We start from the raw sequence: 18,194 nt of genomic DNA, 5'->3' as shown, positions 1-18,194 counted from the left end.
GGACGCCCGCACCGCGGTCTCAGGCGCGGAAGGGGCCGCTGACCTCGTAGGTGATACCCCCGAAGACGGTGCCCGCGCTGCCGCGCTGCGAGGAGAAGTAGAGCCGCCTGCCGTCCGGGCTGAAGGCGGGGCCGGTGATCTCCGACGACGCCTGGCCCTCCACCCGCAGGAAGGGCGCCACGACACCGTCGCGGGTGATGATCGCGATCTCCATGTCCCCGCCGTCCTCCGCGACGAACAGGTCACCGCCCGTGGTGCGGGTGACGTTGTCCACTCCGGTCAGGGTGGCGGTGCCGGGTGGGACGAGGGAGTCGTCGTAGGTCAGGGAGATCGTGGAGTCGTTCGCGTTGTAGGCCCACACCCGGTTGTCGCCCTTGGTGGTGAACCAGCAGGTGCCCGCCGCGTAGTAGCAGCCCTCGCCGCCGTCGAACCGCTTGGCGCCGGGTACCTGTTTGCGGGTGACGATCGGGAAACCGTCCGGGTCGGGGACGCGGCCCCAGGTGACCGGGCCCTCGGTGAGCGAGTCGGCGGCCTTGAGCACCTCGAGGGTGCCGCTGGAGAGGTCACCCCAGGTGGTGGGCCGGAAGCGGTAGAAGCAACCGTCCGGGGTGTCCTCGGTCAGGTAGACGTACCCGTGGTCGGCATCGGCCGCGCACGCCTCGTGCTTGAACCGGCCCATCGCGGGCCGCGCGACCGCCGACTTCCGGTTCCACGGGTCGGTCTCGAACACCCGGCCGTAGTCGATCTCCTCGCAGGAGAGCCAGGTCCCCCACGGCGTGGCACCGCCCGCGCAGTTGACGTTGGTCCCCGACAGCGTCCGGTACGCGCCGACGACCCGCCCCGCCGCGTCGAACTTGACCGCGCCGACCCCGCCGACCAGCGGAACCTCGCTGTTGGACACGTAGATCCAGCCCGCGTCGTCGGCGAAGCAGGCGCCGCCGTCTGGCGCGGGGTGCCAGAAGTAGTCCGTGCCGGGCACCTTCTGCCCGGTGCGCGCGATGACCCGGCTGGTGAAGCCGAGCGGCAGCCGGATCCCGTTGGCGTCCGGCGCCAGGACCGCCCCGTACGGGCTCGGTCCCGGCTGCGCGGACGCCGCGAACGCCGTGCCCCACGACGCCCCGCCGAACGCCGCCGCGGCCCCGCCGACCACGGCCACGCGCAGGAAGTCCCGACGCTCCACTCTCGCCTCCAGGTGCTCGACCCGTCGCTCGAACGTAACGAGACCGGGTGACACCCAAACGACGACAAAGTGCCTACCGAATGTACGCACGTGCCGTGCTCAAGGGCGGAACCTGCCAAGTGGCCGGCCGTCAGCGGGAGGTGCCCGCCCGGATGCTGCGGACGAAGTCGCCCACCTCGGTGCGCAGCAGCTCGGCCAGGTGGACCAGCCCCTGGCTGTCGCCGAGGCTGCCGGGGTCGCCCTCCACCGCCCGCGCGATGCCCGCCACCAGCTGGTCCATCTCGCCGATCCGCTGGGCCACGCCGTCGAGCACACCCGCGGTCTCGCTCACCGCCTCGCGCACCGACTCCACCCGGTGCACGATCGTCTCGCTGGAGTTGGCGGCCTTGTCCGCGAGGTTCTTGACCTCGACGGCCACCACGTTGAAGCCGCGACCGGCGTCGCCCGCGCGCGCGGCCTCGATGGTCGCGTTGAGCGCGAGCAGCTTGGTCTGCTCGGCGATCTGCGTGATCTCCTCGACCGACTGCAGGATCTCCTGGGTGGCGCCGCGCAGCGCGCCGATGGTGTCCACGCCGCGGTTGGACTCGACGACCGCCTGCGAGGCGAACTGGGCCACCCCGCCCGCCGTCGCGGCCATCTCCGCCGAGGCCGCGGCCAGCTGCTCGGACACCTTCAGCACGGTCGACTCGATCCGCTCGGCCATGCTCAACCGCTCGGCGTTGGCCGACTCGATGCGCTCGCTGGCCTGCTTGAGGCCCACCCGCGTCGCGTTGATCTGGTCGACGCCCCGCAGGAACGCGCCCTGCATGCCCTCCTGCAGGAAGCGGCGGTCGTACTGCCCCTTCTCGGCGGCGGCGAGCACGGCGGAGGACTCGCGCACGTAGGCGTCGGTGACGTCGATCAGGTGGTTGATCGCGGTGCGCACCTCCTCAGCGGCCGGATCGTCCCCCAGCCTCGGCACCCTGGCCTCCAGGTCGCCGCGCGCCACCCGCTCGCAGATGTCGGCGACCGACTTCAGCGGGATCGCCGTCGGGGGGACATTGCCGCGCTTGCCGTTCATCGTGTGCTCCCAGGGGTGATCGACCAGAAGAACTCGTCCCAGCTGCTCCCGCCCAGCTCCTGCCGCAGCGCCCGCTCGCCGGCGACCAGCGCGTCCCGGCCCGCGGTGGCCCGCTCGGCCGCGAGGACCCGGTCGTAGACGGCCTTGGCCTCGGTGACGGCCCGCGGCGACGGTGACCGCCGGTTGGAGTGGTAGCCCACGATCGAACCGCGGTCGTCGAACGACGCGGTGACGTGCGCGAGCACCCAGTACTGGGCGCCGTCCCCGGCCAGGTTGAGCACGTAGGCGAACAGCTCCCGGCGCGCGGACACGGTGTCCCACAGCAGCTTGAACAGGGTCTTGGGCATGTCGGGGTGGCGGATGACGTTGTGCGGCTTGCCGATCACCTCGTCCTCGGTGAAGGCCGAGATCCGCAGGAAGACGTCGTTGGCGTAGGTGATGACGCCCTTGGGATCGGTCTTGGTGACGATCAGCTCGTTCGCGCCGAACTTCCGCTCCACTCCCGTCACCTGGATGGTGCTCTGGCGCATCCCCGCTCCTTCCCGCCGCTGCCCCGTCCCATCCGACACCGCCCGGGCGACCCGCGCCCGCCCCGACCCGCGATCGAGTCCCGCAAACCCCCCGATCACGTGACGCGCGGACGTGGGTCGCCCGGAAGCTCGCGCACCACCCCCGGAGCGCGGCGGACGCGGTCACTCCCCGCGAGCGCGGAGCGCGGCCTCCACCCGAGCGCGGGTCACCCCCCCGGGGAGTTCGTCGGTTTCGTTGGCGGCGAGCAGGCCGAGCAGCAGGTGCTCGGGCCAGATCCGCTCGCCGTCGAGGTCGAGCGACTCGCGGTGGGCCAGGTCGAACACCTTCTTGCCCGCGGGCGCGAACGGCACCGGACCGGACGCCGGGGTGCCGCCGGGGCCGAGTTCGTCGGTGGCCGCGGCGCGGGCGGCGGCGACGTCGGTGGCCAGCGCGGCGACGTCCGGGTCGCGCAGCAGGGCGAGGAGCAGGTGCCCGGGCCGGATCTCGGTGTGCCCGGCGGTCAGCGCCTCCTCCTGCGACCGCACGACGACCTGCCGCGCGGCGTCGCTGTAGCGGGCGAAGATCCGCAGGTCCGCCTCGGCGGTGGCGGGCTCGCTGGGCACGAACCGCTTCTGCGCGGCCTGCTTGGAGACCCCGATGCTGTCGCCGATGGCGGTCCAGGACGCCCCCGAGTGTCGGGCGCGGTCGACGAAGTGGCCGATCAGGTGGTCGGCCACCTCGTCGAGCCTGCGCGCGAGCACGACGGCGTCGGCGAGTCGGGTGAGCGGGTCGGCGGAGCGGCCCTCGACGGTGGTGATCAGGTCGCTGAGCTGTGGCGTGGCGTTCATGGCGTCAACCTTAGGTTGACGTTTGACGAGTCGTCAACCTCGGGTTGACGAATTCAGCGTGGGCGCGTCCACCCCGCCAGCGCGGGTGCCGCGGCGGTGGGGTCGAGCGCCCCGGTGGACATGGCGATGACCAGGTCGTACGCGTCGTCCTCGGGGGCGTCGAGGTCGAGGCCGTTGAGGCCGTAGAAGGTGAAGGCCGACATCCAGGACAGGCGCTTGTTGCCGTCGACCAGCGGGTGGTTGCGCACGACGGACTGCAACAGCACCGCCGCCTTCTCGTGCAGACCGGGATAGGCGTCCTCCCCCAGCACCGAAGTCCGTGGCCGAGCGGCGGCCGATTCGAGCAGGCCGAGGTCGCGGACCTTCGACACACCGAGGTCCGCAGCGAGGAACAGCAAGTCCTCTGTGGACAGGTAGTCGACGTTCATTGGGCCAGCCGCTCCAGCAGGTCGGCGTACCGGTCGCGGCCCTCGCGGGAGAGCGCGCGCAACCGCTCCGCGCGCGCGTGGTCGGGCTCGGGGACCTGGTCGTCCGTGTTCTCCATGGCCGGATGTTAACCAGACCGGGCCCCGACGACCTCCGGATTTACCCGCGCAGGCAGGCTTCGACGGCCCGCGCGTACACCTGCCCCGCCCGCGCCGCGAACTCCGGGCCGCACCGGCTGAAGCGCTCCAGCGAGACGCCGCTGTTGACCTCCAGCACCTTCACGCCCTCGGCGGTCGTCACCACGTCCACCGCGGCGAAGCGCAGGCCGAGCGCCGACATCGCGTCCCGGCCCAGGTCGACCAGTCCATCCACAGTGGACTCGCAGAGTTCCGGGACCGCGCCGAAGTGCAGGTTGTGCCGCCACTCCCCGTTGTCCGCGCGGACTTTGCGGAACACCAGCAGCGGTTCGCCGTCGAGGAACACGGTGCGGTACTCGTCGGCGATCTCCAGGAACGGCGACCACGCGATGGCCGGGTACCTCGGCAGGAGTTCGGCGACGGCCGCCGCCACCTCGTCCGCGGTACGCGCGAGGAGCACCCCGCGACCGCCGTAGGCCACGTTGGGCTTGATCACCACGGGCAGTTCGGGAGTCCAGTCGACGGTCTCGCCGAAGGCCCAGTCCGGTCGGATCAGCCGGTGCCCCACGCACGCGACCTTGGCGCTCTCCAGCACCGCGGACGCCGCGACCTTGTCCCACGCGATCTGCGAAGCGGCCGCGTCGTTGAGCGGGAAGGTGTACCCGATCAGCAGTTCGCGGGCCGCGCCCCGGGAGATCTCCGCGACCCAGTGGTCGCAGTGCCAGGTGACGAAAGCGCCGACCGCCGCGGCGGCCCGTTCCACGTGCCCGACGAAATGCCTGCCGCCGATATTCCCGGGAACACCCTCCGGGAAATCGCCCACCTGCGTCATGATTCCTCCCGAGGGAGGCTACCACGCGACTCCGCCGGTTCCGCGCGGCGGTGCGCGGAACCGGCGGAAAACGGGGGCCGGTCGATTTTCCACTCAGGCGTAGGTGAGGTCGGCCTGGGCGATGCGACCGTCCTTGTACGTGAACTTGTAGTTGGCCTCGAAACCGCCGCCGAGGCCGCTGGGGTTGAAGCGGACCAGCAGGGTCTCGCCGCCGTCGAACGGGGTGCGCCCGAGCACCTCGATCTCGCCGCCGATGACCTCGTTGTCGGCCCACTCGCGGATCTTCTGCCGACCCTCGATGCGCCTGCCGACGTCCACGACCACCGCGTCCTCGGTGAACGAGTTCGCCAGTTTGTCCAGGTCCTCGGACTGCACAGCGTCCACATAGGACTTGCCTTCCGGCTTGACGTCGACCGGCTGGGCAGCCGCCGCGCCACCGCCACCGGAACCCGCACCACTACCGCCACTACCGCTGCCACCACTTCCGGAGTCGGCGCAGGCGGCGAGGGCGAGGGCTGCGCAGGCGACCAGGATAATTCCGACAATTCTCATATACCCAGGCTCGCAAACGCTCCTACGACGGTCAAACAACCACCGCGTAGTTCGTGAAGTCCATTTTCGACAAAGAGAAAGGGCGACCTGCGGACACCGGCGTCCACAGGTCGCCCTTCGATTTCCGACGCCGTCAGCCGACCTCGCCACCGCGAATGGCCCGGATGATGGTCGACGGGTCCGTGTAGGACTTCCAGCGCACGATGCGCCCGTCCCGGACCGTCAACCACTGGATGAACTCGATCTCGAACTCCAGCCCGGTCGCTTTCACCACCGACCGCTCCCGCACCACGCCCATCGCGTGCTCGCCGTCGACGAGCAGCTGCGCGACGCACTCCGCGCGCACCTCGCACACCCCGAGGAACACCCCGAAGCTCGCCAGCGCGGCCTCCCGGCCGCGGTAGGTGCCGATCCAGGGCATGTCGTCGTTGTAGCCGGGTACGGGTGTGTAGTTGATGAACTCGATGTCCTCCGCCATGAGGCTCGACACGGTCGCCACGTCCCCCGTGGTGAGCGCGTCGAACCACGCGGAGGCGACCGCTCGGGTACCGAGGTCGACCGGCGTCTGCGTCATCTGGCGTTCCCTCCAGCGGTTTCGGGTACCCCGTCGCGGTCCAGCGGCGCGAACAGCGCGTTCCAGTCCGACGGCGGGGCGCCCCGCTCGTTGTAGATCTCGAAGGTGGTGTTCACCGCCGAGTCCAGCGCCAGGGCGCGCACGCACGCCTCGGCCACGTCGCCGCGGGCGATCTCACCGTCGCCGGTGTCCCCCTGCTCCAACCGGATCGCCTTGGTGCCACCGCCGCTGCCCAACCAGCTCGGCCGGATGACGGTGTGCGGCACCCCGCTGGCGCGCACGGCGTCCTCACCGCGCAGCCGCCAGTCGAGCAGGTGGCCGCTGCCGTTCATCGAGTGGCCGCGCCGGGTGACGTAGATCTGGCTCACCAGCACGAACCGCCGCAACCCGTGGCCCGCGGCCAGCACGTTGCGCACCCCTTGGTACATCGTCGTTTCCGGCCGGTTCGGCCCACTGGACGAGGTGCCCGGCTCCACGCTGAACACGACGCTCCGCGCGCCCGCCAACGCTTCCGGCAGACCCACGCCGTCGCGGATGTCGGCGCTGAACAGCCCGACCCCGCGCCGACCGAGGTCGGCGGCCCGACCCGCGTGCCTGCTCACCACCCGGGTGTCGACGCCCTCGGCGAGCAGGCGCTCGACCACGAGTCGACCGGTGCGCCCGGCCCCGCCGACAACGACGACGGGGCCGGGGATGCCGCTACTCACTCTCCTCGGCAGCGGCGGAACCCGCTGCCAGCCAGGACGCCTGGGCGACCTCGATCAGGTTGCCGTCGAGGTCCTGGAGCAGGAACACCTGAACGCCCAGGTCCGGGGCGGAGACGATGTCCGAAACCAGGCTCAGGCCCTGGGCCAGCGCCTGGGCCTTGGCCGTGGCGATGTCGTCGACGTAGAGCGAGAGCTGCGCGAAGCCCTGCACGACGTAGTTGAACGGCGGCGCGGGCCGGTGGATGCGCACGGCGGGCTCGGCCTGCACGAGCTCCAGGACCACCTTGCGGTTGCGGATGTAGGCGACCCGGGCGTTGATGGCCGGGAAGTCCTGCCGGGTGACGACCTCGAAGCCGAGGTTGTCGGCGTACCACGCGATCGAGTCGTCGAGGTTGCTCACCGACACGGCGGCCGAGACCTGCTTGACCTGCCGCACTAACGCGCGCTGTGCGGCCTCGACGGTTTCCCCTGCGGTTAGAGTCATGACGCTTTCCTTCTGCTTGGTTGAACCTGGTTGAGCTGCCGGGACTCCCCTACGCCCCCGCGACGGGGGCGGGGGCGACCTGCCCCGGCTCCGCGGTCCGCTCGGTCCCGCCGTCGGTGGGCACGCCGATCCCGCAGCGCAACCCGACGAAACCGATGACCGCCGCGACCACCGAGAAGCAGGTGGCCGTGAGGAAGGCCGCGCTGTAGCCCGCGACCTGCGCTTCCGGACCGTCCCCGACGGTGGCCATGGTCAGCACCCCGCTGACGATGGCGACACCGACACCGACACCGACCTGCAGCGCGGCGGTGACCAGCCCGGAGGCGACGCCCTGTTCCTCGTCGTCGACCCCGCTGACGCCCGCGACGTTGATCGTCGGGAAGACCAGGCCGTTGCCGATGGCGTGCAGCAGCAGGCCGGGCAGCATCAGACCGGGGTAGTTGCCGACGACGCCGACGAAGGTGAAGACGAAGATGCCCGCGCCCTGGATCAGGAACCCGATCCCGGCGATGCGCCGGGCGGGCACCCGGGAGAGCAGCCGCGAGGTGATGAACTGCGCCACCAGGAGGATCACGATCCCCAGCGGCAGCATCGCCAACGCGGTCTGCAGGGCGCTGTAGTGCAGGAAGTGCTGCATGTAGAGGGTGGCGACGAACTGCCACCCGAGGCTGGCGCACCCGAAGGCCAGCGCCAGCAGGTAGGCGGAGCTGCGCGTCCACGAGCGGAAGACGCGCATGGGCACCGTCGGGTCCTTGCCGCCGCGCTCGATGAAGACGAACGCGACCAGCAGCACGACCGCGCCGCCCAGCGTGGCCAGCGTCATCGGGTCGGTCCAGCCGCGCTCGGCGGCGTGCACCATGCCGTAGACCAGCGCCAGGATGCCGAAGGTGGCGGCGAACGCGCCCGCGATGTCGTAGCTGCGCTTGGCGCGCGCCAGCTTCGGTTCCTTGATGACGAACGGCGTGGCGACGATGACCAGCACCGAGATCAGCACCGGCATGAAGAAGATGAGCCGCCAGCTCAGCGCGGTCAGCAGGCCGGAGAACACCAGGCCGAGGCTGTACCCGCTGGCGGCGGTCGCCGAGTAGAAGGCCAGCGCGCGGTTGCGCTCGGGTCCTTCGTGGAACCGGGTGGTGATCAGCGACAGGGCGGCGGGCGCGGTCAGCGCCGCGGCGATGCCCTTGGCCAACCGGCTGGCGATCAGCAGCCCCGGGTCGGACACCAGACCGCCGACCAGGCTGGCGACGGCGAAGAGCACCATCGACACCAGGAACATCCGGCGCTTGCCGAACAGGTCGGCGAGGCGTCCACCGAGCAGCAGGAAGCCGCCGTAGGTGACGGTGTAGCCCGAGATGAGCCACTGCGCGGCCCCCGTGGACATGCCCAGGTCGTCCTGGATCCCCGGCAGCGCCACCGCCACCAGCGACGTGTCCAGCGCGTCGAGGAACATCGCCGCGCACAGCACGACGAGGGTCAGCATCTTCCCGCGCTCGACCGCGGCGCGCGGAACAGTGGTGGTCACAGTTCACCTCCGAGAAGCACGGACCGACCGGTGGTCTTGCTCTTTTCGCGCATCTCCCCACTTCCCCTGGATAACGCGGCGGGCGCATTTCGCCTTCGGACTCGCGCAGCCACACCCCAGCGTGGCCCGTTCGGGGGTGGGTAACCAGAGCGCGCCAATGGTGGTACTCGGAGTTCCACCCTGGCGGAAAGGAATCGAAAAGGCCCACCTGACTATGTACCAGTCAATTCTCAACCGGCAAGGCGCGCGTCGGAAAAATATCCGCCGGTGGCGTGCAACGGGACACGGATGCGGGGCGATGATCACGGTATGAGCGGTCTGCCGGACGGGTCGGCGTCGAGGGTCGTGCTGGTGGGGACGCACAGGTACGAGTCGTTCGACGACCTGCCGTCGGTCCGCGCCAACCTGACCGGGTTGCGGGATGTGTTCACCGACGCGCGGCTGTGGGGCCTGCCGGACGAGCACTGCGCGGTGGTCGAGCAGCCGGTCAACGCGCGCCAGGTGCTCGACCAGGTCCGCCGGAGCGCGGAGCGGGCCACGGACACCCTGATCGTGTACTTCGCGGGCCACGGGTTCACCGATGACCGGACGAATGACCTGTGCCTGGCGCTGCCGGACTCCGAGCCGGGGCTGGAGTACACGATGCTCCCCTTCGACGCCATCCGCCGCCGGGTGCTGGACCACGGCTCCCGTGCCCGGCGGAAGGTGGTGATCCTGGACTGCTGCTTCAGCGCGCGGGCGCTGCAGGGCTGGATGGGGTCGGTCGCGGACCAGTCGTCGATCGAGGGCAGTTGCGTGCTGACGGCGTCATCGGAGACGCGGATGGCTTTAGCCCCACCGGGAGAGAAGTACACGGCCTTCACGGGCGAACTCATCAACGTCCTGGAGACCGGCGTCCCGGGCGGCCCTTCCCTGCTGGACATGGAAACCGTCTACCAACAAGTCCGCTGGGCCTTGGAAGCCAAATCCCGCCCGATCCCCCAACAACGCAACCGAAACGCGGGCGGGCAAATCCCTCCCGTCATCAACACAGCGGCTTCCCTCGCACCCCGCCCAGCCCCACCGGTTCCCTTTGTCCACACCGTCTCCCTGTTGATCACGGACGTGGCGAACGCGCCCCGTCGTCCGGAGGCCGAGGCAGCCATCGCGGCGTACGTCCGAGCGACCCCGCACTCCCTCCACGACCCGTTGTTCCTCATGCCTATCGAGGACGTGTTCGTGGTGACCGGCCGAGGGGTGGTGGTCACGGGCCGCGTCGAGCGCGGTCAGATCGGGGTGGGGATGCCGGTGGACCTCGTCGGGGGGTTGGGCGCGCACCGGACGACGATCACGGGGGTGGAGATGTTCCGCAAGACGTCGAATACGGCGAGCATGGGGGAGAACGTGGGGCTGAGCCTGGGTGGGGTGAAGCGGGCGGAGGTGGAGCCGGGAATGGTGGTCACGGCCCAGAACAGCGTGATGACGAGGACCCACTTCCAGGCGGACATCTACCTGCTTCCCACCGCGAAGGGCGGGCGGCAGGGTGAGATCTTCAACCACCACCAAGCCACACTCCGCCTGCGCACGGCGAACATCACCGCGACCATGGCGAACTTCAGCGTCCTCTCTCCGGGAGAATCCACCACAGCCACCATCACCCTAACCCGCCCCACCGCCATAGACCTCAGCCAACGCTTCACGATCCTCGACAACAACACCCCCATCGGCGCAGGCCAGATCACGGGAATCATCGGTTAGGGATGAGCTGGTCCAGGGTCTTCCATACGACGGAAGCAGGCCGGTCGCCGTTCTCCAGGCGAGCGGCATCGTCGGCGATTGGCACGGCACGAGGCTATGCGCCTGAAGTGAGCAGTCCATAACAAAAACCTCCTCCCCACCCGAAGGTGGGGAGGAGGTGGGAATGGCCGCCGCTTTAGACGTTGAACCTGAACTCGACCACGTCGCCGTCGACCATGACGTAGTCCTTGCCCTCGATGCGGACCTTGCCCGCTGCCTTCGCGGCGGCCATCGTCTTCGCTTCGACCAGGTCGTCGTACGACACGACCTCCGCCTTGATGAAGCCCCGCTCGAAGTCCGAGTGGATGACGCCCGCCGCCTGCGGTGCGGTGGCGCCCTGCGGGATCGTCCACGCCCGGGCCTCCTTCGGCCCCGCCGTCAGGTACGTCTGGAGTCCGAGCGTGTGGAAGCCCGCTCGGGCGAGGGCGTTGAGGCCCGGTTCGGTCTGGCCAACCGACTCCAGCAGCTCCCTGGTCGACTCCTCGTCCAGTTCCAGGAGTTCCGCCTCGACCTTGGCGTCCAGGAAGACCGCGTCGGCGGGGGCCACCAGCTGGGCCAGTTCCGCGCGGCGGGCCTCGTCGGTCAGGATCGACTCGTCGGCGTTGAAGACGTAGAGGAACGGCTTGGTGGTCAGCAGGCTCAGTTCGCGCAGCAGCGTTGCGTCCACGCCTGCCGCGAACAGGGTCTTGCCACTGTCCAAGATGTCCTTGGCGGCCACCGCCGCCTCGAGGGCCGGGCGCGCTTCCTTACGCGTCCGCGCCTCCTTCTCCAGCCGCGGCAGGGCCTTCTCCAGGGTTTGGAGGTCGGCGAGGATCAGCTCGGTGTTGATCGTCTCGATGTCCGACGACGGGTCCACCACCCCGTCGACGTGCACCACATCGGGGTCGTCGAACACGCGGATGACCTGGCAGATCGCGTTGGCCTCGCGGATGTTGGCGAGGAACTTGTTGCCCAGCCCCGCCCCCTCCGACGCGCCCTTCACGATCCCGGCGATGTCCACGAAGGACACCACCGCGGGCACGGTCCGCTCGCTGGCGAACACCGAGGCCAGCTTCTCCAGCCGGGGGTCCGGCAGCGCGACGATGCCGACGTTGGGCTCGATGGTGGCGAACGGGTAGTTCGCCGCGAGCACGTCGTTGTTCGTCAACGCGTTGAACAGGGTGGACTTGCCGACGTTGGGCAGGCCGACGATGCCGAGGGTCAAACTCACGGGGGTTGAGTCTACGGACCACTCACGAGCACACCTCAGACCCCGGCCGTGTGCGAAATAGTTACCAACACTGTTCCCAGTTTTGACTACCAGGAGCTATACGTCCGGGGCTGTCCATACGCACCAAAGCGCCCGTTCGCGAGGTAACAACCTCGCCGGTGGCAACGATGCATGCACACTCAGTGCCAAATCGTCCAGTCCCACTCGGACGGATTAGCCCAAATGGACCCTAGTCATCGGGTCACCCGCAAAGAACACTCCGTGAGCGCCCTGCATCTTCGTCCGCCATCCGGAGGTCACTGGGGCGTGCCCAGCTCACCCGCTGAGGAAGAAGGAAGTGGGATGACCCAACCCCAGAGACGCCTGCGCGGCAGGCTCGCCCTCGGCGTGGCGCTCACCACGGCGGTGGCCAGCGCCATGCTGACGACGGTCCCGGCCGCCACCGCGGCCCCGACACCTGCCCCCGCCGACGAGGGGCCCAGCATCGGCAAGCACGACCTCGAACTGCTGACCAAGGCCGAGCAGGCGGGCGAGAAGACCGTCACGGTCATCATCGCCACCGCCGAGGGCGACCGGGCCAAGCACGCCGACGACCTGGCCAAGGCGGGTGCCAAGGTCGACTTCCGGGACGACAACATCGGCTACGTGCGCGCCGAGGTCCCGGTCGAGAAGGTCCGCGGCATCGCCAAGCTGCCCGGTGTCTCCGCGCTGGACCTCGACGAGAACGTCCCGCTCGACGACCCCCGCCCCGCGGGCGTCGCCGACCCGACGCCGCAGCCCGCCCCCGGGCCGAACACGCCGCGGGTCAACCCCTACATGCCGACCGGCGACACCAACGCCGCCCAGTTCGTCAACGACCACCCCACCTGGGACGGCCGCGGCACGACCGTGGCGATCGTCGACAGCGGCGTGGACCTCGACCACCCGTCGCTCAACAAGACGAGCACCGGCGAGCGCAAGGTCACCGATTGGGTCACCTACACCAACCCCAACTTCACCAACGGGGTCAACGACGACGACGACCCGACCTGGGTCCTCATGTCGACCCCGACCACCGGCCCGGCCAACGGCCTGCCGGGTGAGTCGGGCGAGCTGCGCTACGGCGTGTTCAACGAGCGCGACTCCCGCCTCGGCGGCGAGGTCGGCTCCGACGTCGACCGCGACGGCAACCCCGCGGGCAGCAGCGGCCTGTTCGGCGTGCTCTGGAACCCCTCGACCGGCACCGTCTGGGTCGACACGAACCAGAACAAGAACTTCGGCGACGACAAGCCGATGACCGACTACAAGGTCAAGTACGACATCGGGACCTTCGGCAAGGACAACCCGGCCACCCCGGTCAAGGAGTCCATGCCGTTCGTCGTGCAGACCGACGTCGCGCACAACGCCGTCAACATCGGCATCGTCTCCGGCGCGCACGGCTCGCACGTGGCGGGCATCGTCGCCGGTAACCGCCTCTTCGGCGGCACGATGAACGGCGCGGCCCCCGGTGCGAAGCTGGTCTCGGTCCGGGTCTGCCTGTTCATCACCGGCTGCACCAACCACGCGCTGCTCGAGGGCATGATCTACGCGGCCCGCGACGCGAACGTCGACGTCATCAACATGTCGATCGGTGGTCTCCCGCCGCTCAACGACGCCAACAACGCCCGCGCGCGCCTCTACGACGAGCTCATCGACACCTACGACGTGCAGATGTTCATCTCGGCGGGCAACTCCGGCGCCGGTGAGAACACCGTCGGCGACCCGTCGGTGGCGACCAAGGTCCTCTCGGTCGGCTCCTACATCACCAAGGAGACCTGGCAGAGCAACTACGGCTCGGACCTGGGCAAGTCGGAGAGCCTGCACGGCTTCTCCTCGCGCGGCCCGCGCGAGGACGGCGGCTTCAAGCCGGACATCGTGGCCCCCGGTTCGGCGATCTCGTCCGTGCCCACCTGGCAGGCGGGCCAGCCGGTCCCCGGCACCTACGCCCTGCCGCCCGGCTACGCGCAGTTCAACGGCACCTCGATGGCGTCCCCGCAGGCCGCCGGTGCCGCAGCGCTGCTGATCAGCGCCGCCCGCGCGAAGAACATCTCGGCGTCGGCCGCGCAGATCCGGACCTCGTTCCGCTCCACCGCCCGGTTCATCCCCACCCTGGGCGCCTACGAGCAGGGCAACGGCCTGATCGACGTCAAGAAGGCGTGGAACACCCTCAAGGACAACCCGAGCCAGACCGAGATCTCGACCTCGGTCCCGGTCAACACCGCGCTGTCGTCGCGGCTGGCGACCCCGGGCGTCGGCGTCGGCATCCACGACCGCGAGGGCGTCAAGGCGGGCGACCGCTACACCCGCACCTACACCTTCACCCGGACCACCGGCCCGAACACCCCGGTGACCTACCAGGCGAAGTGGGTCGGCAACGACGGCACCTTCAGCTCGGCGCCGACGGTGCTGCTGCCGAAGAACAGCGCGGTCAAGTACACCGTGACGATCAACCCGCGCACGACCGGCGTCCACTCGGCGATCCTGAACCTCGACAGCCCGCTCACCTCGGGCATCGAGGCGCAGACGCTGAACACCGTGGTCGCGGCCGAGGACTTCACCGCGGCCAACGGCTTCACCGTCCGCAAGGGCGGCCAGGTCGGCCGCAACGAGGTCGTGTCGTACTTCTACCGCGTCCCCGCGGGCACGTCGGCGTTCAAGGTCGACCTGCAGGGCGGCGGCACCGGCGCGGGCCAGGGCCAGCTGCGCTTCCTGCGCTTCCACCCGTACGGCACCGGCGTCGAGACCAACGCCTCGACCAACTGCTACAACCCGCCGGTCGCCGGGTGCGACGCGGGCAGCCCGACCAGCCGCACCCTGGCCAACCCGGCCCCGGGTGTCTGGGAGATCGTGGTCGAGGCCCGCCGCACCTCCGACGCCGCGTACGCGCCGTTCACCCTGACCGCCCAGGTCCTGGGGGTCAGCGTGAGCCCGAACCCGGACACGATCGACTCGGCGGCGGTCAACACGCCGGTCGCCCGGACCTACGCGCTGAAGAACCAGTTCGGTCCCTTCACCGGCAAGGCCTCGGGCACCGCCCTGGGCAGCGCCAAGAAGGCCGTGCTGACCATCGCCAACGAGGAGAACCAGCAGTACCGCGTCGACGTCCTGCCGGGCACGACCGCGCTGCGGGCCAAGATCGGCCACACCGCCGACGCGGCCGCCGACCTCGACCTCGCCGTCTACAACTGCACCAGCGGCACCTGCCAGCTGGCCGGTCAGCAGGCGGACGGGGACTCCGAGGAGGAGGTGACCGTGGCCAACCCGGCCGCGGGCGTGTGGATCGTGCTGGTCGCCGGGTACTCGGTGCCCGCGGGCACCACGACCTACGACTACCTGGACGTGCTGACCAACCCGGTCTACGGCGCGGTGAACATCACCGACACCAACACGGCACGGGGTGCCGGGGCGCAGTGGAGCGTCAACGGCACCGTCACCGCGACCCGGGCGCCGGGTGCGGGCCGCTCGCTCATCGGCAACGTCGAGGTGCGCAACGACGCCGGTGTGCTGATCGGTAGCGGCGACGTCGAAGTCAAGTCGGTCGCTTGACGGTCATGACCGGCCGGTAATCGGCTCAAGAAGTAGCGGGGACCCGTCTAAACGGCGGGTCCCCGCCCTTTTTGTGCGATCACGCGAACCACATGTCTCTTTCCTGCCAGCCCTTCTGTCCGCACGCCGGCAGCATGGTCGGGTGTTGATCGACCCGGAGCAGGGATACAGAGCGGTCGTCTCCCGCGACGCGCGCTTCGACGGTCAGTTCTTCCTCGCGGTCCGACCAACCGGGCTCTACTGCCGTCCGTCGTGCCCGTCGATCGCGCCGCGCAGGCGGAATGCGGAGTTCTTCGCCACGGCGGCGGCGGCCCAGCAGGCCGGGTACCGCGCGTGCAGGCGCTGCTTGCCCGACATAGTCCCCGGTTCCCCGGAATGGGACGTGCGCGGCGACCTGGCCGGTCGGGCCATGCGCCTGATCATCGACGGCGTCGTGGAACGCGAGGGCGTCCCGGGTCTGGCGCGCCGGGTCGGTTATTCAGAACGCCATCTTACGAGGGTTCTGACGGCCGAACTCGGCGCGGGCCCACTCGCCCTGGCGCGGGCGCACCGCGCGCACACCGCCCGCTTGCTCATCGAAACGACCACGATGTCGGTCGCGGACGTGGCCATCGCCTCCGGTTTCGCCAGTGTCCGCCAGTTCAACGACACGATCCGCGCGGTTTTCGCCACCACACCGTCGGAATTGCGTGTTGCCGCCCAACGAGCCGGCCGGTTGCGCCAGCACGCGGGCCCGGGCCGGGTCCGGCTGCGGTTGCCGGTCCGCACCCCCTTCGACGCCGCGGGCATCCTCGCTTTCCTTGGCGCGCGGGCCATCCCCGGCGTGGAGAGCACCCGCCCCGGGCGGTACTCGCGGACCCTGCGCCTCCCCCACGGCTCGGCGACCGCGCACCTGCGCCCGGCGGGCACGCACGTGGAGTGCACGCTGCGCCTGGCCGACCTCCGCGACCTGAGCACTGCGGTATCCCGACTGCGGCGGCTGTTCGACCTCGACGCGGACCCGGGGGTGATCGACGCCGTGCTGGCGGCCGACCCGGCGCTGACGGCCGCTGTGGCGGCCACGCCGGGCATCCGGGTCCCCGGCAGCGTGGACGGCACGGAAACGGTCGTGCGGGCCCTGCTGGGGCAGCAGGTGAGCGTGTCCGCCGCGCGGACCGCCGCCCGCAAGCTGACCGAGGCGGTGGGCGAGGAGCTGCCCACGCCGGAAGGCGAGCTGACGACCCTGTTCCCGTCGGCGGCGGCGGTGGCCGAACGCGCGTCGGAGATCCTGACCGGCCCGGCCCGGCGAGTGGAAACCATCCGCGCGGTGTGCGCGGGGATAGCGTCGGGGGACATCGAACTCCACGTCGGGGTGGACGCGGAAACGCTGCGCAGCCGACTCCAGTCGTATCCGGGAATCGGCCCCTGGACGGCCGGATACGTGGTGATGCGTTTACTGGGCGATCCGGATGTCCTGCTGCCGCAGGACTTGGCCTTGCGCAACGGCGCCCGGGCCCTGGGACTCCCGTCGAGCACGGAGGCGTTGGCCGAGCACGGCCGGTCCTGGCGGCCGTGGCGTTCGTACGCGGGCATGCACCTGTGGCGCGCGGCAGCCGCCGGAATCACCCTGTAGGCGCACCACGGCGGCGCGGCGTTCGGGTCATCCGTGGCCGAGGAGGCTGTGCCCGCCGTACAGGGTGGCTCCAGCGACACCGATGCCGGCGATGACGGCGGTGGGGACGTTTTGGGAGGCGGCGTAGGTCAGCAGACCGATCACCGAGCCGATGACGATCGCGGCGAGCAGTAGCAGCGCCGTTCTCAAGGAGAACAGCGGTTCGTCGTTGGCGTTGCTGTTGGGACCGTTGCCGTTGCTGGGATTGTTCGCGCCATGGGTGTTGGTGCTCATGGTGGTTCGTTCCTCCGGTGAGCTCCTCGACGTGAGTCGAGTCGGGGCGGGCGTGGGGTGTCGAGGACTCCGGGCGCGGCCTCTACTCGTCGTCGGCTTGCTCGTCGAGTTCGACGGGCTCGCCGAACAGGGCGCGAAGACCGACCAGGTGGCGCAGCTGTGCCAGCGGGTCGGAAGCCAGGGCGCCGTTCTCCCCCATGAACGTCGCGAGGAAACAGTCGCGGTCTTCGGCCGGTACCCGGTATGCGGACAGACGGACGACAACTGCGGAGATCCAGTCCATCGGCAGGAAGCGCAGCACCGGGCGCAGTACGCGGTGCCCCGATTTCTCGACGGCCAGAGGAACCGCCTCCCGCATCGGCGGGGCACTTGTACCTGCCTGCGCGAGCGACATCGGCCCGTTTCGACGAAACCCCCCGTCGAAGAACGACAAGCGCTCGCCGTCGGGGGAACTCACGATCGGAATCATGTCTCCAGCATGTGAAGTGTGCTCGTAGCTGAGGAAGGCGACTGGCCGGGGTCGTTCAGCGTTAGCCGGGCGCGGCTCGTTGGGCTCGTTCACGTGCTGGCCTTTCCGGTTAGCTCGACTGCGCTTCAGCGAGCAGGCGGGTTCGAAGTTCGGCCTGCCGGTCCTCGGTGATCCGCTCCGTCGTCTCGACCGCGAGGCTCGCCTGGGTCAGGCCCTCCGGGGAGAGGCGGAAGAAGCGCCGAGCCCTGCGGCCGACGTTGTCGTGGTTCAGCTCGACCGTGCGGGACCTCAGCCACCCGGCCCGCTCGAGCCGCGCGAGGATCGGGTAGACGGTGCCGCTGAGCAGTCCGGTGGCGGCGATGAGGTCCAAACCGAAGTGCTCTTTGTCCGGATTGGCCAAGAAGATCGCGAGCACGGTCCGGACCTGCGGCGTCATCTTCGGTCGAGGCCCGCCGCTC

18 protein-coding genes are annotated in these 18,194 nt (G+C 70.0%); 3 read left to right on the top strand and 15 right to left on the bottom strand.

Annotation, left to right across the window (positions count from 1 at the left end):
• Nucleotides 1–19: 19 nt before the first annotated feature.
• The 11 genes from V5P93_RS04655 to V5P93_RS04605 form a co-directional block, all read right to left on the bottom strand.
• Complete coding sequence (locus V5P93_RS04655; protein WP_104477002.1) at nucleotides 20–1,180, bottom strand: alkaline phosphatase PhoX; 1,161 nt, start codon at nucleotides 1,178–1,180, stop codon at nucleotides 20–22.
• A 130-nt stretch (nucleotides 1,181–1,310) separates the two neighbouring features.
• The gene (locus V5P93_RS04650; protein ID WP_104477004.1) at nucleotides 1,311–2,240 is read right to left on the bottom strand and encodes a methyl-accepting chemotaxis protein; all 930 of its coding nucleotides are present in this window, start codon (nucleotides 2,238–2,240) and stop codon (nucleotides 1,311–1,313) included.
• Entirely contained in the window at nucleotides 2,237–2,770 is a 534-nt protein-coding gene (locus V5P93_RS04645) for a PAS domain-containing protein (protein WP_104477006.1), read from the bottom strand. Before V5P93_RS04645 ends, V5P93_RS04650 begins: the two co-directional genes overlap by 4 nt.
• 162 nt (nucleotides 2,771–2,932) lie before the next feature.
• A complete protein-coding gene (locus V5P93_RS04640) occupies nucleotides 2,933–3,598 on the bottom strand; it encodes a Clp protease N-terminal domain-containing protein (RefSeq protein ID WP_104477008.1) in 666 nt (221 codons plus the stop codon).
• Between the two features lie 53 nt (nucleotides 3,599–3,651).
• Nucleotides 3,652–4,026: a type II toxin-antitoxin system death-on-curing family toxin gene (locus V5P93_RS04635; protein WP_104477010.1), complete on the bottom strand. Its 375-nt coding sequence runs from the start codon at nucleotides 4,024–4,026 to the stop codon at nucleotides 3,652–3,654.
• Nucleotides 4,027–4,183: 157 nt separating this feature from the next.
• Nucleotides 4,184–4,993, bottom strand: coding sequence for a RimK family alpha-L-glutamate ligase (locus V5P93_RS04630; protein WP_245931035.1), 810 nt, complete (start codon nucleotides 4,991–4,993; stop codon nucleotides 4,184–4,186).
• Nucleotides 4,994–5,086: 93 nt separating this feature from the next.
• Nucleotides 5,087–5,545, bottom strand: a complete 459-nt coding sequence (locus tag V5P93_RS04625; protein WP_146107919.1) for a nuclear transport factor 2 family protein — start codon at nucleotides 5,543–5,545, stop codon at nucleotides 5,087–5,089.
• A gap of 133 nt (nucleotides 5,546–5,678) precedes the next feature.
• Nucleotides 5,679–6,119: a nuclear transport factor 2 family protein gene (locus V5P93_RS04620; protein WP_104477012.1), complete on the bottom strand. Its 441-nt coding sequence runs from the start codon at nucleotides 6,117–6,119 to the stop codon at nucleotides 5,679–5,681.
• On the bottom strand, nucleotides 6,116–6,826 hold the full coding sequence (locus V5P93_RS04615; RefSeq protein ID WP_219823913.1) for an SDR family oxidoreductase: 711 nt from the start codon (nucleotides 6,824–6,826) through the stop codon (nucleotides 6,116–6,118). Before V5P93_RS04615 ends, V5P93_RS04620 begins: the two co-directional genes overlap by 4 nt.
• A complete protein-coding gene (locus V5P93_RS04610) occupies nucleotides 6,819–7,310 on the bottom strand; it encodes a VOC family protein (RefSeq protein WP_104477014.1) in 492 nt (163 codons plus the stop codon). Before V5P93_RS04610 ends, V5P93_RS04615 begins: the two co-directional genes overlap by 8 nt.
• A gap of 49 nt (nucleotides 7,311–7,359) precedes the next feature.
• On the bottom strand, nucleotides 7,360–8,832 hold the full coding sequence (locus tag V5P93_RS04605; protein WP_104477016.1) for an MFS transporter: 1,473 nt from the start codon (nucleotides 8,830–8,832) through the stop codon (nucleotides 7,360–7,362).
• Between the two features lie 309 nt (nucleotides 8,833–9,141).
• Between V5P93_RS04605 and V5P93_RS04600 the strand changes: the two genes are divergently transcribed.
• Nucleotides 9,142–10,569, top strand: a complete 1,428-nt coding sequence (locus V5P93_RS04600) for an EF-Tu/IF-2/RF-3 family GTPase (RefSeq protein ID WP_181043310.1) — start codon at nucleotides 9,142–9,144, stop codon at nucleotides 10,567–10,569.
• 175 nt (nucleotides 10,570–10,744) lie between these two features.
• Here the strand turns inward: V5P93_RS04600 and ychF are convergent, their stop codons facing one another.
• Nucleotides 10,745–11,818: a redox-regulated ATPase YchF gene (gene ychF, locus V5P93_RS04595; RefSeq protein WP_104477020.1), complete on the bottom strand. Its 1,074-nt coding sequence runs from the start codon at nucleotides 11,816–11,818 to the stop codon at nucleotides 10,745–10,747.
• Between the two features lie 342 nt (nucleotides 11,819–12,160).
• Here ychF and V5P93_RS04590 point away from each other — a divergent pair, with 342 nt between their 5' ends.
• Nucleotides 12,161–15,382, top strand: coding sequence for a S8 family serine peptidase (locus tag V5P93_RS04590; RefSeq protein WP_104477022.1), 3,222 nt, complete (start codon nucleotides 12,161–12,163; stop codon nucleotides 15,380–15,382).
• Nucleotides 15,383–15,524: 142 nt separating this feature from the next.
• The gene (locus tag V5P93_RS04585) at nucleotides 15,525–16,994 is read left to right on the top strand and encodes an AlkA N-terminal domain-containing protein (protein ID WP_104477024.1); all 1,470 of its coding nucleotides are present in this window, start codon (nucleotides 15,525–15,527) and stop codon (nucleotides 16,992–16,994) included.
• A 27-nt stretch (nucleotides 16,995–17,021) separates the two neighbouring features.
• Here the strand turns inward: V5P93_RS04585 and V5P93_RS04580 are convergent, their stop codons facing one another.
• The 3 genes from V5P93_RS04580 to V5P93_RS04570 form a co-directional block, all read right to left on the bottom strand.
• A complete protein-coding gene (locus tag V5P93_RS04580; protein WP_104477025.1) occupies nucleotides 17,022–17,267 on the bottom strand; it encodes a hypothetical protein in 246 nt (81 codons plus the stop codon).
• 82 nt (nucleotides 17,268–17,349) lie between these two features.
• Nucleotides 17,350–17,736 (bottom strand): hypothetical protein, encoded by a 387-nt coding sequence (locus V5P93_RS04575; RefSeq protein WP_104477027.1) that lies wholly within the window; start codon nucleotides 17,734–17,736, stop codon nucleotides 17,350–17,352.
• A 109-nt stretch (nucleotides 17,737–17,845) separates the two neighbouring features.
• Nucleotides 17,846–18,172, bottom strand: a complete 327-nt coding sequence (locus V5P93_RS04570) for a PadR family transcriptional regulator (protein ID WP_104477029.1) — start codon at nucleotides 18,170–18,172, stop codon at nucleotides 17,846–17,848.
• Between the last annotated feature and the right edge of the window lie 22 nt (nucleotides 18,173–18,194).

This window comes from Actinokineospora auranticolor (assembly GCF_041897805.1).
Lineage (GTDB): Bacteria > Actinomycetota > Actinomycetes > Mycobacteriales > Pseudonocardiaceae > Actinokineospora > Actinokineospora auranticolor.
Note: the sequence above shows the minus strand (reverse complement) of the source record. Positions and strands in the feature narration are given on the sequence as shown.